11 protein-coding genes are annotated in these 15389 nt (G+C 43.0%); 5 read left to right on the forward strand and 6 right to left on the reverse strand.

What is annotated here, in order from left to right:
* The first annotated feature begins 208 nt into the window (after positions 1–208).
* Entirely contained in the window at positions 209–964 is a 756-nt protein-coding gene (locus FLL45_RS15045) for a hypothetical protein (protein ID WP_142942894.1), read from the forward strand.
* A gap of 139 nt (positions 965–1103) precedes the next feature.
* Here FLL45_RS15045 and FLL45_RS15050 read toward each other — a convergent pair whose 3' ends face one another.
* Positions 1104–3080: a methyl-accepting chemotaxis protein gene (locus FLL45_RS15050; protein ID WP_142942895.1), complete on the reverse strand. Its 1977-nt coding sequence runs from the start codon at positions 3078–3080 to the stop codon at positions 1104–1106.
* 516 nt (positions 3081–3596) lie between these two features.
* Here FLL45_RS15050 and FLL45_RS15055 point away from each other — a divergent pair.
* Both FLL45_RS15055 and FLL45_RS15060 read left to right on the forward strand, forming a co-directional pair.
* Positions 3597–6530, forward strand: a complete 2934-nt coding sequence (locus FLL45_RS15055; protein ID WP_142942896.1) for a serine/threonine protein kinase — start codon at positions 3597–3599, stop codon at positions 6528–6530.
* A 17-nt stretch (positions 6531–6547) separates the two neighbouring features.
* Complete coding sequence (locus FLL45_RS15060; protein WP_185964483.1) at positions 6548–7891, forward strand: hypothetical protein; 1344 nt, start codon at positions 6548–6550, stop codon at positions 7889–7891.
* Here the strand turns inward: FLL45_RS15060 and FLL45_RS15065 are convergent.
* Positions 7888–8859, reverse strand: a complete 972-nt coding sequence (locus FLL45_RS15065; RefSeq protein ID WP_142942898.1) for an endonuclease/exonuclease/phosphatase family protein — start codon at positions 8857–8859, stop codon at positions 7888–7890. The genes FLL45_RS15060 and FLL45_RS15065 overlap by 4 nt on opposite strands.
* Positions 8860–9162: 303 nt before the next feature.
* Entirely contained in the window at positions 9163–9552 is a 390-nt protein-coding gene (locus FLL45_RS15070) for a hypothetical protein (protein ID WP_210247209.1), read from the reverse strand.
* Positions 9553–9697: 145 nt separating this feature from the next.
* On the opposite strand from FLL45_RS15070, the gene FLL45_RS15075 reads away from it, so the two are divergent.
* Complete coding sequence (locus tag FLL45_RS15075) at positions 9698–10627, forward strand: AraC family transcriptional regulator (protein WP_185964484.1); 930 nt, start codon at positions 9698–9700, stop codon at positions 10625–10627.
* A 65-nt stretch (positions 10628–10692) separates the two neighbouring features.
* Here FLL45_RS15075 and FLL45_RS15080 read toward each other — a convergent pair whose 3' ends face one another.
* A complete protein-coding gene (locus FLL45_RS15080) occupies positions 10693–11274 on the reverse strand; it encodes a prepilin-type N-terminal cleavage/methylation domain-containing protein (protein WP_142942901.1) in 582 nt (193 codons plus the stop codon).
* Positions 11275–11452: 178 nt separating this feature from the next.
* Between FLL45_RS15080 and FLL45_RS15085 the strand changes: the two genes are divergently transcribed.
* Positions 11453–12571 (forward strand): NAD-dependent epimerase/dehydratase family protein, encoded by a 1119-nt coding sequence (locus tag FLL45_RS15085; RefSeq protein ID WP_185964485.1) that lies wholly within the window; start codon positions 11453–11455, stop codon positions 12569–12571.
* Between the two features lie 146 nt (positions 12572–12717).
* Here the strand turns inward: FLL45_RS15085 and FLL45_RS15090 are convergent, their stop codons facing one another.
* Together FLL45_RS15090 and FLL45_RS15095 are read right to left on the reverse strand one after the other, a co-directional pair.
* On the reverse strand, positions 12718–14898 hold the full coding sequence (locus FLL45_RS15090) for a xanthine dehydrogenase family protein molybdopterin-binding subunit (protein ID WP_142942903.1): 2181 nt from the start codon (positions 14896–14898) through the stop codon (positions 12718–12720).
* Between the two features lie 2 nt (positions 14899–14900).
* On the reverse strand, positions 14901–15365 hold the full coding sequence (locus FLL45_RS15095) for a (2Fe-2S)-binding protein (protein WP_142942904.1): 465 nt from the start codon (positions 15363–15365) through the stop codon (positions 14901–14903).
* Positions 15366–15389: the final 24 nt, after the last annotated feature.

Consider the following 15389-nt stretch of genomic DNA (forward strand, 5'->3'; position numbering starts at 1 on the left):
CCAGGCTCAAAATATTGAGCCTGGTCACTATTATCACATCGCTCTTTCTCGGCGAGGCACCTCAGCCTGGGTAGGTTAAATATGACGCCCAATTCTTTGCGACACCGATGAAATCTCTTATTGAAATAAGCGGAGATTTTTTCCCCAGTTTGCTTACTAAATGCGGTTTAATGGGACAAGAATAAAAACTCATCTATGGACGACAATTGTGGCGAGCTCAATCATCAATCGAATTGAAGGCATTTTTATCATCATCAATACCTTACTACCGATATTCTTGCTAATCGTTTTAAGTACTCTTTTTACGCTCACATGGCAAAGCGCGAGTGAATCGATCAGTCAATATTCTCAGTCACTTCAACAAATTGTCGACAAAGCGCAAGTTGCCAAAAAAGAGCTGCAAAAAGCAAGTGAAGATATTGCTGATATGGCAGTTAATATTCAGAAAAACGGCGAAAAAATTGTCACCAAAGTTAATAAGATGACGACAGCGTTTAACCAAACCGTCGACGGATTTGGTAATGTTTTTGAAGGCGCGGTCGACAAACTCTCGCTTGACGTAAAAATACCCGTTATCAAAAAAACTATCCCAATAAAATTTGGAAAAGTTTTATCCAAACCAATGAAAAATGTCGGTGATGCAATATCAAAACCTTTTAAGCCATTGAGTAATTCATTTGCTGATCTTGGTAACTCGGTTGCAGAAATCAAGTCAGAGGTCGCCGCGGTCGCGGTTAAACTTCAAGAGATCCGTAAAATGGAAATATATCTAGATGCGGTAATCATTGAGTACCAAAAAGTTATTGATTCGCTAGCGGAACTAGCGACAACCATTGGTAGGTTGTTTTATTGGTTAGGGATCACAATGACAGTGCTGGTTATTTGGTTTTTCTTTAGCTACCTTCTCTGGGCAAGACGCAGACTAATAAGCGGCGTTGCGCTCATTAAAGGGGCGAAGGCATAATCCCTTGCTGATGATTGAGTGCGAAGGATGCCTTGCTAATGGCGCCATGCGGATAAACGGCTCACAAAGATGTTCGACACAACACGCCACCGAGTGTTGACAGTGTCCACCAATAAATACCGTGTGCTTTGTAATCAGGCTACTCAGTCTTATATTGTTGAATCAACTGGTCGGTATTTCTGACATTTTGGCTAATATTTTCTGATGCTATGCTGATTTGTTGCGCAGCGGTCATACCCTCGATTGACTTATTGTGAATATCGACAACGTTTTGATTGACCTCTTCCAGCGCAGTGCATTGCTCTTGAATATTAATCGACACCGAGTCGGTTGTTTCTTCGACATTTTCCGCAACCGCTACGATGGCTTGTAACGCCGCTTGTACGCTCGCTGTGCTTTCTGATGCCGAGGAAGCTTGTTCTTTCGCGTCATTAATCGTTGCAGATGTCGAGGTTGAACTGTGTTGTAACTCTTCGACTAATGTTGAAATTTGGACTGTACATTCCTGAGTTCGACTCGCCAAACTACGCACTTCATCGGCAACCACCGCAAAACCACGACCTTGTTCGCCAGCTCTTGCCGCCTCGATAGCCGCATTGAGTGCCAGCAAGTTGGTTTGCTCGGCGATACTTTGAATCATAATCACTATTTCAGAGATACCATTGACTCGCTCTTGCAACTGAGTGATTGACTCCACAGACTCTTCCATCATTCGTGCAACATTTTCCATGCCACTGACAGCATTGACCACCACATTGTTGCCGGTATTTGATTGCTGCGAGACTTCCTTTGCCGCTTCTGCATTATCCGCGATAGCTTGGGCAATCACTTGAATATTTGCACTCATTTGCTCGACCGCTGCAGCGATCATTTCAACACGAGTATTTTGTTTGGCAATGTTTTCAAAATTGTTTTGAATAGCTGCGTGAGTTTCATCAGTGGCGACACTGATTTTCTGAGAGCCTTCTTGGATGTCATGCAAATCTTTGGAAAAGCGGCGCGTCATCAAATTAATATTTTCCGCACTTTGGCCAATTTCATCGCTCAGTAATACTGGAATTTCGTCTGCCAGATCGCGATTATCGATCACTTCTCTAATCCCTTTTGCAATGAGGAGCGATTGCTCGTTACGACGTCTAATCATGGCGACAACTAAAAACGTTACAGCCAAACCAACGAATAGAGTGATTAACTCGACGACTAGAATAGTAAACGCTTTTGAACGGTTTTGTTCTGCTAGCGCCAATGCAGTTTGCAGCCCCTGTTCCTCGCCCTTCCGCAGGATATCAATTCTTGTAGTTGCCACTTGAAACCATTGTGCGGCAGATATACCAAAATCAGAATTCAGAGAAGAAACTTTATTTCGGATATCCTCCACTTGTTTAAACTCATTCGCACGCATCAGATCTCGCCATTTTTTTAAAGTTTCCTCGGGAGCAAGCTGCATTGCTTCTTCAAGAAACACTTCTTGTTTTACTAACAACCCTATATGACGTCGACGTAAGTTGTCGGGAAAGTTATTGGCTCCTAACACATTTGCTAGCACAGCCCTTTCTATCCCTGCAGATTCTTTGACTAACGATAAAGCTGCTATTGCGAATAAGTAATCTATGACTTTGGGATCTTCACTGAGTTTTCCGGCGATGTTTACTAGTTCGATCCCCAAGCTGTTAATACGCGTGTAATAGCCGAGCGCATTGGACAGTTCAATATTAAGTGTATCAACTCGCGATCTCACTGAGTTGATATTCTTTAATTCAGTCAACATCGCTTCAACTTTGTTACCAAATTGAGAGCCAACTCTCTTCCGACTTTGACTATTAACCACAATATCAAGGGCCGAATCTGTAGCCCGCCTTTGTTGTCGAAGTTCTAAACCGAGTTGGCCACCTTCAGACCCAAGGAACCCAGCGGAATATCCTCGCTCTTTCTGTAATTCGTGAACCAGCGCCAATACCTCGTAACTAGCGATAGCATCGGTTTTATCATGCTCTGCTTGCTTCATAGTTGAATAGGCATTCATGGAATCGTAACTGACAATTGCAGCCAAAAGAATACACGGAAAAAGAATCAAACCTGTCATGTGACGGGACAAATAACTAACCAACATGCCCATTAATTAAATACCTACTATTTAGAATAAAACACCCCTCATTAGCTAAGAATAGTCCGTATATTTGAAAACCACCGAATAAATCTTCGATTTTTCCGATGGAACCGAATAAGCCGAATTAAACAACTTGGACAAAAGTTAAATAACTCGTCTCACTGCAAGCAATCTTTTAGCGATATGTCAGCGAGATAAGAATCGTTCATCGCCAACAATCAGTAAGCATCGAGTACGCTTTATCCAAGCAAGCTTGGTGCGCTTACACAATAATTCACTAGGTAAGTTGTTGAAATATATAGAACTAGCTATATTTTTTCGATATTTTAGATGCCATTAATGCTACTCTTTTCGCATAAAAATGTTATGCTTAACTTATTAAAAAATAACGATAAATAACCTATATTTAATAAATTAACTGTGTTTTTGAGTGAAATTAGTGGTTTTCGGCTCATTGATTGTTTGTTTTTGGGCTTGTGTAGAGACCTCAACGTCACTCTATTCAACTAGTTTGCAGAACATTTAATGATAAATATTCCGGGATATACCATACACAGCCAGTTAGGTGTCGGCGGCATGGCAACCGTATATCGTGCAACGCAAGATTCGCTGCGGCGCGAGGTCGCGCTGAAAGTGGTCAGCAAGCACGACAAACTGGAACCTCAATTCAAAAAGCGTTTCATTCATGAAGGGCATGATCTCGCTTCTCTGCAGCATCCGAACATCGCCACAATCTACGATATTTCTCAAACTGACGATTACAGCTACTATGCGATGGAGCTACTCAAGGGTGGGTCTCTCACCGAGCGTATGATGAAAGGGCTAAGTCTTGATGAAGCCTTCAAAATTATCATTCAAATCGGTGAAGCGCTCGATTATGCTCACGAAAATCAAATTATTCATCGAGATTTAAAGCCTGGAAATATTCTTTTTAGAGACTACTCAACGCCAATTCTCACCGACTTTGGGATTGCCAAAAATATTAATCGCGACACAAAACTCACGCAAATCGGTGTGCTCGTAGGAACCCCATCCTATATGAGCCCTGAGCAATGTCGCGCTCGGCCGGTCGATGGAAATTCTGATCAGTATTCTCTATGTATATTGTTTTTTGAAATGATCACTGGCTACTTACCATTTGATGCTGATGATCCGATAGCAATAGCAACCAAACAAGTCACCGAGCCGGTACCCAAATTACCAGAAAAGCTCAGAGCGCTTCAGCCTGTCATCAATATCGCGATGGACAAAGAGCCAGAGCAACGATACACCTCGGTTGGCGAGTTCTGTCGAGTCTTGAAGGATTTGCTGGAAAATGACAAATCGTTAAAACCGCATTTGCTCGACATCACCAGACGAATTTCGGATGACGATACCGATGTGAGTACGAGCTTTAAGCAACCGCCTGGGTTACTTGACTCAATTCCCGATCCCGGTCATGCGCAGCTCGATATCCCCACGGCAGAGGAGTTCTGGAATGAACCATCCAGTCGAAGAACTTGGCTGTTAACTGTGCTGCTGCTCGTGACGATGAGCTACGGTGCGATTTACTATTACGACAATTATTACATGAAACAAACCTCAGAAGAGGCGGCTCGTTTTATTCCGGTACTGATGCGGCAAGCAGAGCGACAGGTCGCAGCTTCTCAGCTATTAACGCCTGCAGGGAATAATGCGCTTGAGTCCTTGTCAAAAATTCTAGAGATGGATCCTGAGAATCGTCCTGCTCGGCAAATGCTCGATGACTTAGCAACCACCTACGAAATCAGAGCGAGAGACCTGCTTAACGACAAAAATTATCCGGCAGCCGAAACGGAAATTATCAACGGGCTACGATTTGTTAGTGATCACAAAGGCTTAATAAGCGTTCAAAAACAACTGAATGAAGCGCTGAACGAAATCGAAAGAAAACAAATAATCGCCAAAAAACTAAAGCAAATTGATAGCTTGTTTGCTGCCAAACAATATATAAAACCTGCAAACAACAATGCTGCATCAGAAATTAATAAAGTACTCGCCCTCGATCCCGAAAACGAACAAGCATTAGCTGTCCAAGAAAAAATCGAAACCATCGAAGAAAAGCGACTGAAGGCATTGTTGGATAGCAATAAGCTCTCACAACTTTCAGCAGAAATAAAAATTACCCTAAACTTGCTGCCCAATAGCCTCAAAATACGCGCAATAAAAAAGCAACTCGATCAACTTATTCATCAAAAACAGACTCAAGCCGAAGTGGCAAGCTTTCTACAAAAAGGCGATCGCCAATTAAAACGCGGCAATTTAAATGAACCATCGGAAAATAACGCCTTATATCACTTTAAAAAGGCCCAAGCGTTATTACCTGAAAGTCGCGAAGTTAAAAAAAAACTTCAAGAACTCGCCGAACAATTTAACTTACGTGCACAACAACAAATCAATCAAAAGCAATTTTCTCAAGCGCTAGTGTCTATCGACAATGGTTTGCGAGCGGACCAATCCAATAGCGCTCTTTTAACCTTAAGAGAAAATTTAGAGCGTCAAATAACGCGTGATAAGAATGCCAATCAACAAGCATTTTCTACCGCGAGCAAATTACTCAATCAAGGAAATATCGTCTTACCAGAATCCAACAACGGATATTTGATTCTAAGAGACCTTTTAAAAAAACGTCCCGAAGACAGAACCGTAAGGCGCCTACTAGAATCAGTACCAAGTCGATTAGAAGCTCAGATTAGGGAAAAAGTAAGTTCTAATCAATTTGCTGAAGTTGAAGCTATCTATGCCAAAAGTTTAATTTATTTTCCTCAGAGTGAAAGACTCCTTTCTTTAAAACCACTTATCGCTGAAGCAAAGACAACTTATGAGAAAAATCGAGCAAGTACTGATCGCAGACTAGAGTTTCAATCGTTAGTCGCCAAGAATTCGTTTACGACCAATGAAATCCAGCAGGTAACGCTACTCTTAAACGATATCAAACAATACAATGATAACTTCTCTGAGCTTGGCGACGGTCTCTCCTCAATTGCAGAGACGCTCCAAAAAAAACTCAATGCCATTTCATCGATGGATGAGTTAAGTGTGACAGAAAAAGTGCTGACTGCGGGCTTAGCGATAGAGCCAACTAATCGTGCTTTAACTCGGCTTAAGTCGCAATTCAATTCTAAAAGGTTGGAACTTGAGCAATTAGAATTAGCTAAAATCGATAAGATGAAAGTGCCGGTGAGAATTATCGCGAGACCTTGGGCACACTTGTCCAAAATAATCGACGAGCAAGGTAACGAGGTCGTAATAAACGAAAAACTAGTCACCCCATTAAATATTCGTCTGTTACCCGGAAAGTATAAAGTCACACTCTCCAACCCTTCCTATAAACAAGCACAATCAGTTGATCTTACTGTCACTAAAGTCGGTGTACCTAAGGTTGACGTGGCTTTCGGAAGCATGACCGCACGTTCGTTTTTTGAAACCGTGAACTACTAAAGTTGTCCGATATTATGATGAATCGTTTGCAGGCAAAAGACATCACCCACTCATTAAAATTAACAGTGCAGATATTAATACTGTTCTTTTTTTACCCCATCGATTACGCTTTTGCCGACTATAAAACCGACTATCAGCAAGCAGTTGCAAACATCGAGCGAAAGCAATGGCAGCGAGCAGTTGATGCTTTAAACAAAATCAAAGAGTTTAACCAACAAGAGCTCGCTACCATGCCAGTCAGCGGTGGAAGAACCATTCCTTACTTACCTAAGTACTATAAAGGTCTGGCACTATTCCATTTGGGCGACTGCGCGCAAGCGGAACGTAACTGGGTGTCATCGCTTGCACAAAGAGTCATAAAGGAGTTTAAATCCAAGCATGCAGACTTGCTAAAAAAGCGCGACGTGTGTCGTTCTCGGCTAGTTGATGGCAAGTACATTGACAAACTTGCTCCGGCTAAGAAAACAGCGACAGTTGCCTTGACCGAGTTTAAACGTCAGTTTGATGCGATTAACGCTTTTTATAACTCAGCACTCCTTAAGCAACTGAGTCAGTCCAATCCTTATATTCGCACGCAACTCAACCAATACCGCCAACAATTTCGTCAGGCCTCGAGTTCAGTCGAGTCGTTTTCCATGATGCCTTTTTCTGCTCAAAACCTTGATGTGATTAAGGGAAAAACCAGCCAGATTAATCAACAAGCGCGAAACGCAAAAAGATACTTAGGGCAAATCAAACGCTACACCGCCAAGGTGTCTGAGCTTCGTTCTCAGTTGAATTCGACCGATGGTCATCTTGCGCGCTTAGACAGGCTCCAACGCGATCCAGCGTTGAGCAAGATTTGGCAACAAAACGCCAATTATGGACAACAATTTATTCAGTATCGAGAAAAGCGCAAGAAATTGAACCAGGCGTCAACGAACGTATTTAATGTAACCAATAAGACGACACTGGTTAACGCTACCCAGCAAGCTGAGCAATCGATTGTCGCCGTATCAACGCTCAATCGGGATATCTTACGACTCGCTAAAGGCCTGGATAGTCAATTAAGTCAAATAAATTCGCGTTTAAAAAATGAGAAAAACGCCATCTATAAGGGAGTCGATGCATTTTTTGCCGGCAACTATAAAAACGCAGCAACACTGCTCACAGCAGCTAAGATTGAAGATTCACGAGGGCAGTACTACCAAAACCTTTTCATTGCAGCCGCCTATTTCTACGACCCAATTATCAGTGAGCAAGCAGCGAAAGAGAAAGCGCGTCCTTATATCCTAAAAGCAAAGCGACTGAACCTCAAAGAGAACTTTAATCGTAACGCTTTCTCACCAAAGTTTATCGAATTTTACGATACTGCCAATTAGTCCAAAGTTAAGCTAACGATAATCGGGCGATGATCTGAGCCAATGTGCTCACCCACCCTCATTTGCTTAACCTTAAAATCTGAAGATATTAAGAGATGATCGATTGGAATCCCCACAAAAGAAAGTTTTGATGGCCAAGTCGCTAACACGCCTTTTCCGTATCGACTGTTAGTTAACCTTGTTGCTTGTTCTAGTTGACGGTAATCACTTGACCACATAGTCACGTTCAAATCGCCAACTAAAATCATTGGCCCATCGGTGTTTTTGATTTCTTCAGCAAGTGACTGAAGTTGCTGGTTTCGTTTATCGAAAAAATCTTGGTTAATTGGGGGCAAGGGATGAGTTGAAATTAAGGAAATGGCTTTTCCAGCGAGCGGCACATTGATTTTAATACTCGGAACTCGCGCTTTGCCTAGGTAAATAACTTTTGCATCATTAAAAGGTATTCGACTATAAACGGCAATCCCAAAATTATCCGAACGCGGCGCTTTTATTGAGTAGGGGTACGTTTGGTCTAAACGACTTATCTCTTCAATCCATAAGTCATCGACCTCTTGAAGAGTAAAGATGTCCGGCGACTCTCTTTCAATAAATCGACTCAGCTCAATATAATTCGAATTTGCAGTCTGCACATTTGCGTGAATGATTTTCAGGACGGGTAAAGCTTTTTTATGCGTATCACTATTTGAGGACAAATACCATGGGACAATAAAACTGGCATTCAATACCGTGGTAAAAGTCATCACAAGACACAGTACTAACTGGCCTCTTAATGCATAATAAACCGTGAAAAAGATTGAAGCTATTAAGTAGTGCCATTTGAAATGACTAGTCAGCTCCAGCCAATAATGCCACTCGTCGAGCAAAGAAATAACAGAAATCAAAACCGTCAAAATTGCCACAAGATGTAGCTGTTTAATTTCTCCGAACAAGCGATTTAAACGGCTCAGTCGTTTTGCTTTTGCCATAGTAACTGCCTCAGTAATCTTGCGAGTCGTTTTTCAATTGAATTCACATTAAACGGTGAAAAGCCACAATAAGGGTAAGCAGCGATCTCCATATATTCGGACAGTGCTACACAACAATACTTCACAACAATACTTCACAACAATACTTCACACGGTACAACACTTAAAACTAGAAATCCTCAAAAGAAAAGCCCGCATTGTGCGGGCATAAAAACTTACTCCATGTAATCTGCAAATTCGCGTGAAAATAGCGCCTTCAATCTGCAGCTCCTGTACTCTCATCAAAAATATCACCTTAAATCATTATTTGATAACATCCAGATCAACCCAAGGCGTCGGATTAATTGGGCAACGGAAACGGACACCGTCTTTGCCAATAGTCACTCGCGAAATCCGAGTTTCGCCTGGCTCTAGCGGAAACATATCCAAGTTTTCACCTTTGTTGCCAAGCGCCTGGATCTGAAAGCCGACTAACTTTTCAGCTTTGTTTGTGACAACAAACTCATACTCACCCGCTTTTAAGCCCGCTACTGTCTCTTTAGCAGCGAAATAACCATTGTATTCATCCAAGTGAATGACCGTAACTCCATCCTCGCGGGTTTGAGGGGTTCCCGCGGCTGCCGTGTTGGTAAAGCCGATTATTAATAGGAGCGCTACTGAAATCCGCTTAGTTAAAGAAATTAAATTTTTCATCATTATTACCTTCAATATTAGTCATTTAGTTAAAATCTTAATCAGGTCTCTCCTGACATGGTGCAAACTATAACCAATCAATATGAAACGAACTATGCCTTAAAGTATCTATAATATGTCTAATCGTCCATTTGAGGTAACTGGTATGACTAATAAAGAAAAACAGCATATTTTGCTCGATAACCCCGATGCCCTAAGTAGTGTTCTCTCAAAGTTAGAGTTAACCGCAGAGGTTTATGCCAATGGTGATTATTGCGGCGCTTGGGGTATCGATACATCTGGCAGTCGCAAAATTCCTTTCCACTTAATAGGTCGAGGACGAGCGTGGTTGCATTTACCTAATGATCAAGTGACTCCACTCTCCACTGGAGATTTAGTAATTTTTCCACGAGATATCGAACACGTTATTAGCGACTCCGAAGCGCCGCCGGCTCCAACGATCATCAATCAGGGTGCAAACACCAGTGAGGGAGACAGCACCAATGTTGTGTGTGGCTTTTTCGAATTTACCAATAAAGCCGCTTGGCCCCTACTCGACTCATTACCTGAATTAGTTCACCTTGATCTTGCACAGCAAGCCAACAACTCGGCCATTCGCCTTTTAATCGATCTGATGATTCGCGAATTGCAAAATAAACAGCAAGGCTACTACGCCGTAATCAACCAGCTTTCTTATTTGTTGTTTATCGAAATCATTCGTCAACAAATTAAACAAGGGCACATCGAATCTGGGCTACTTGTTGCGATGTTTGACAATAAACTGAGTAACGCTTTATCACTGATACACAACCATCCTAAACAACAGTGGACTCTCGAGTCGCTGGCTAAGGCTTCGGCTATGGGGCGCTCTTCTTTTGCGAGTCGGTTTCACACGCTCATTGGTATGCCCGCGATGCAATATCTGTCTCATTGGCGAATGCAACAAGCGATGCAGCTTCTCTCAAATGGCGATCAGTCAATGTACGATATTGCAGAACAAGTGGGTTATCATTCTGAGGTAGCCTTTAGAAAGGCCTTTAAGAAAATTACTGGGATGACGCCCGGCGCAGTCCGGCGCAAAAACAAGCTTTTCTAGAAATCGCTTTCCCAAAACGTGCGCTTCCAAAAGCAACCTCGCCTATGACACGCTGAAAAATCCAATTAGAAAGGACATCCCAATAAGGTTTTCTGCCCACAAACATAAACTTGTCCATCTCTTGAATCGTATTGAATCACTAACTCGGCACTATTACGTCCAGCAACGTCACCGTTGGCGCGGTATACGTAACTACAAACGCGATTTCCTGTATGACGATAACTTTGAAAATCAACTGAGCTATTCGTCGCAACAGAATAGGCATCTCTTAAGATACCATTCCATACCCCAACACACCCCGCATTGCCACGGCCAATATTTTCATTACCGTTGCCTTTGTCAATACCGATTGGGAAACCGATGTTATTGGTATCAATATTTCCGGCACCAAAATTGGGTAAATTTTGTGTTCGAGTCGAAAAACCTTGTGCTCTTAAACTTATCTGAACCAGTTTAACTGCAGAACGAAATGAACCCGCTGTTGACTCGATGGTGGCCAATTCAGCGTCATCTTGTAGACTCAAGAATTTAGGAATTATTGCGATTAAGAGGACCGATAAAACAACGACAACAACGATCAATTCTATAAGCGTGTAACCGTTTATTGATTGCTTACTTGGGAAATTTTCGCTCAATCTAGATGTCATCAGCTTTGTCTAAACACTGGGCCTATTTTAACTTGTAATCGATAGCGAAAGATTCTAACACACAAACCAATGTGAATAGTCCCAATTCACTGATTCATGCGTTCGTTAGTAAATCAATTTGCACATTGACGATAAATCGCTTAAAACAATGGTAGTTAATCGAAACGAACCTAAGACAATGCCTTTTACCCGACGTCATTTTCTTGCAACAACTTTATCCAGCCTATCACTGAGTTTTATGCCCCAAGTAGCGTTAGGTGGAATATCACCAGCGCCTAAAAAGCTTAAAATTCTATTTTTAGGTGGAACCGGTTATCTTGGACCTCACACGGTCAATTACGCAATTGCCAGAGGCCATGAGGTGACACTCTTCAACCGCGGCAAGACCAATACAGACTTGTTTCCAATGCTTCGTAAAATCAAAGGCAACCGTGATCCAAAAATAGACCGAGGATTAACTCACTTAAAATCAGGGGAATGGGATGCAGTCATTGACACTTCAGGATTTGTTCCAAGAATAGTCAATGCATCGGCAAGTTTACTCGCTGACCGGGTAAAACACTATTTATTCATCTCGACCTTGTGCGTCTATGATCAGTGGGCAGCAAGCGGACTTGATAATACAGAAAATCGAAAATTAATACCTTTCAACTCGCAAATAGGAGAAGATGTTGCCAAGCATTATTGCGAGCTTAAAGCCTACAGTGAAAATGCCATCAACGCAGTAATGCCAAACCGGGTGACAAATATTCGTCCAGGATTCATCGTGGGCCCACGCGACAAGAAAAATCGATTTTATTATTGGCCGACCAGAATCGAGCGCGGTGGCGATGTTATTGCCTTGGGTAAACCCAATGATTTAACTCAGTTTATAGATGTCAGAGATCTTGCCAAATTTATTATTCATTGCCTGGAAACCAAACTCACCGGTGACTATAACCTGGTCGCGCCACAACTCAGTTTTGGTCACTTCCTTAATACTTGCAACCAAGTGACTGGCAACAAAGCGAAACTACATTGGATTCCTCATGAATATCTCGCTAAACACCAAATCTATCCCTGGCAAGATCTTCCCATGTGGGCAGCGAAAAACGCTAGCGATGCAGGAATGGTTTCCTGGTCAAGCCAAAAAGCGCTGGACGACGGGCTAACCATTCGTCCACTCGAAGAAACGATAAGAGATACACTCGATTGGTATCATACTTTATCCGATGCCGAACGGATGAAATTAAAAACATCGATGACAGACAAAAAAGAAAAAACCGCTTTAAACGCTTGGAAAAACGATAATTTATAATAAGGATTACAGATAACAAAAGTCACTTTTGATAATGAAGCAACGACACGTTACGGGTCAACACGGCTCAACTTTTTAACTGCAAGTTTTCGATTGTAAAAATCGGGGAAGCCGAATAACGACTCCCCTATTGAGCGAAGGTTTGACTAAGCGTAAATCGGTTTTATTGGTAGTGAACGGTAACGTTTACCACTTGCCGCAAAAATAGCATTGGTTAGTGCAGGAGCGAAAGTAGGCACCCCGGGCTCACCAAGTCCGGTCGCTTTATAATCGTTTTTCGCAAAATGAACGTTAATAATTGGCGGAACCTCATTAGTTCTCAGCACTGGGTAGTCGTGGAAATTGGTATTCATGACTTCACCATCTTTAAAACTGACTTCCGTATACAATGCGAGTGACATTCCCATAATGACGGCCCCCTCCATCTGCGCCGTCGCACCATCAGGATTAAGCACTTCACCGCAATCCACTGCGCAATCAACACGATGAACTTTAATTTTATCGCCGTCCACTTCGGCATGAACGACCATCGCAAGATAGCTCTCGAAACTATGATGGACCGCAATACCCAGCCCATGGTTCTTCGGCAGTTTTTTGCCCCATTCGCCTTTTTCTGCGGCGAGCTCCAAAACAGCAAGCGATCGCTCGACCTTTTCTTTCTGCTCGGGGTCTTTATTATTGCGATAAATATTTCTGAAAAACGCTAACGAATCAGTGCCTGATTTGTGCGCTAACTCATCGGTAAATGAATTAAACGCAAAACCTTCAAAAATAGCTCTCACCGCACGATACCAGCCAATTCTGGTGTGCGCTGGCGCATGACCCGATTCAACCTCGAAGTTTTTAATACCATAAGGGTGGTTAATCACCGCGCCCAAATCTTGTTCACGTGGCCACTCAATCGATGGGTCAAAGGTGGAACCTATGGTTGGAAACGCGCTGCGATGGAGCCACCCAGTCAAGTGACCTTTATCATCGACTGAGCCTTCTAAATGCTGAGCGCTCGTCGAATGATAGTAACCGGTTTTGGTATCTTCCTCTCTTGACCAAGCGAGTTGAACAGGTGCGCCAACAGCTTTTGATAATGCGGCTGCTTCTTGAACATAATCACATTTAAATTTTCGTCCAAAACCGCCACCGGCCATCATTACGTTGACTTTAATGGTTTTTGGCTCGCGACCAAGATAAGCCCCCAAGGTTCGTTGAATACCAGCTGGATCTTGAGTTGAAGCCCAAACTTCGCACGCATCGTCTGTTACCGAAACAGTGCTCACCATGGGTTCCATCGGCGAGTGCGATAAATGCCCTTGCACATAGGTTGCTGAGTGAGTCACTTTGGCATTGTCAAATGCTGACTTCAAGTCACCGCGTTTAAATATTGGTTTGGCTGGATTTTCAACTTGCTTCACCATCGCGGCTTTGTATGCTTTGGTGTTGTAGACACCATGTGGTCCTCTGTCCCACTCGATTTGAATCTTTGCCAGCGCTTGTTGAGCGGTCCAAGTGTTGTCAGCAACCACGCCTATTCCCCCTAAAGAGCCATAGGGCGCTTCAAACCGAGGAATGTTAACGACCTTAATCACGCCTTTCATTTTCTCAGCTTCACTTGCATCGAAGGATTTTACTTTGCCACCATAAACCGGAACATGCTTAATCGCAGCATACTTCATTCCTTTAACACGAGTATCGATCCCGTAAGTTCGCTTACCGACGACGACCTCGCCAACGTCGTGCCGTGGTACCGGTTTTCCGATATAACGGTACTGATCTTTTGTCTTCAGCTTCGGTTTTTCAGGAACCGGCATTTCTGCGGCGATTGAAGCAAGTTGTCCATAGGCTAATTTTTGTTTGGTTTTTTTGTTGTAAACAAAATGATTCTCTGCATAGCAATCAGTCGGTTTGACCTTCCAGACTTGGGCTGCTGCAGCGGTTAACATTAACCTGGCTGAGGCACCGGCTTCACGCATTGGTTCAAACATGATATTGATACTACGAGAGCCACCCGTGGCTTGAGGTCCGTATTTATCTTCATTACCTTCAGCTTGTAAAACGGTGACCCGGCTCCAATCTGCCTCTAATTCATCGGCCACGGCCGCTGGCAATGCAGTGGATATCCCCTGCCCCATTTCACAACGACCGCAATGTATCGTTGTTTTCCCTTGGCTATCGATATGAACAAACGCATTCGGTTCAAAAATTTCGCTTGAGGCTGCGGTGGCTTGGGTTGGTATCATCACCCCCAATGCAAAGCCGCCCGCCGCGATTCCACTTGCGGCAGTTCCCGAAGTTTTGAGAAATTCACGGCGTGTTAACTTGATAATGCTCATGGTTAAGCCTCCTGCATTTTTTCGGCGGCAGAAGCGATCGCCTTTTTGATTCGGTTGTATGTTCCGCAACGACAAATGTTGCCTTGCATACCTTGCTCTATCTGATCAGCGGAAGGATTAGGGTTTTCTGCAAGTAAGCTTGCGGCATTCATTATCTGCCCTGCTTGGCAATAACCACATTGTGGAACTTTATGTTCTACCCAAGCTTTTTGTAATGGATGGTCACCATTTTCTGACAACCCCTCTATGGTAGTCACTTTTTTGCCCAAAGCTTGGTTAACCGGTGTAATACAGGAGCGAACAGCTTTGCCATCGATGTGCACAGTGCACGCGCCACAGAGCCCCATACCGCACCCAAATTTAGTGCCAGTGTAATCAACTTCATCTCGCAAGTACCACAGTAATGGCATATTGCCATCAACGTCAGTGGAAACTTCTTTTCCGTTTATGATAATTTTTTTACTCATAGTGGCCCCTCTATGGTTCAGCAG

This window comes from Aliikangiella marina (genome assembly GCF_007004765.1).
Classification (GTDB): domain Bacteria; phylum Pseudomonadota; class Gammaproteobacteria; order Enterobacterales; family Kangiellaceae; genus Aliikangiella; species Aliikangiella marina.

What these genes read in the sequence shown, in the direction of transcription:
- FLL45_RS15085 (WP_185964485.1), top strand. Translation starts at nt 11,453, where the DNA reads ATGCCTTTTACCCGACGTCATTTTCTTGCAACAACTTTATCCAGCCTA.
- FLL45_RS15070 (WP_210247209.1), bottom strand. Translation starts at nt 9,552, where the DNA reads ATGAAAAATTTAATTTCTTTAACTAAGCGGATTTCAGTAGCGCTCCTA.
- FLL45_RS15065 (WP_142942898.1), bottom strand. Translation starts at nt 8,859, where the DNA reads ATGGCAAAAGCAAAACGACTGAGCCGTTTAAATCGCTTGTTCGGAGAA.
- FLL45_RS15055 (WP_142942896.1), top strand. Translation starts at nt 3,597, where the DNA reads ATGATAAATATTCCGGGATATACCATACACAGCCAGTTAGGTGTCGGC.
- FLL45_RS15095 (WP_142942904.1), bottom strand. Translation starts at nt 15,365, where the DNA reads ATGAGTAAAAAAATTATCATAAACGGAAAAGAAGTTTCCACTGACGTT.
- FLL45_RS15075 (WP_185964484.1), top strand. Translation starts at nt 9,698, where the DNA reads ATGACTAATAAAGAAAAACAGCATATTTTGCTCGATAACCCCGATGCC.
- FLL45_RS15090 (WP_142942903.1), bottom strand. Translation starts at nt 14,898, where the DNA reads ATGAGCATTATCAAGTTAACACGCCGTGAATTTCTCAAAACTTCGGGA.
- FLL45_RS15060 (WP_185964483.1), top strand. Translation starts at nt 6,548, where the DNA reads ATGAATCGTTTGCAGGCAAAAGACATCACCCACTCATTAAAATTAACA.
- FLL45_RS15080 (WP_142942901.1), bottom strand. Translation starts at nt 11,274, where the DNA reads ATGACATCTAGATTGAGCGAAAATTTCCCAAGTAAGCAATCAATAAAC.
- FLL45_RS15050 (WP_142942895.1), bottom strand. Translation starts at nt 3,080, where the DNA reads ATGGGCATGTTGGTTAGTTATTTGTCCCGTCACATGACAGGTTTGATT.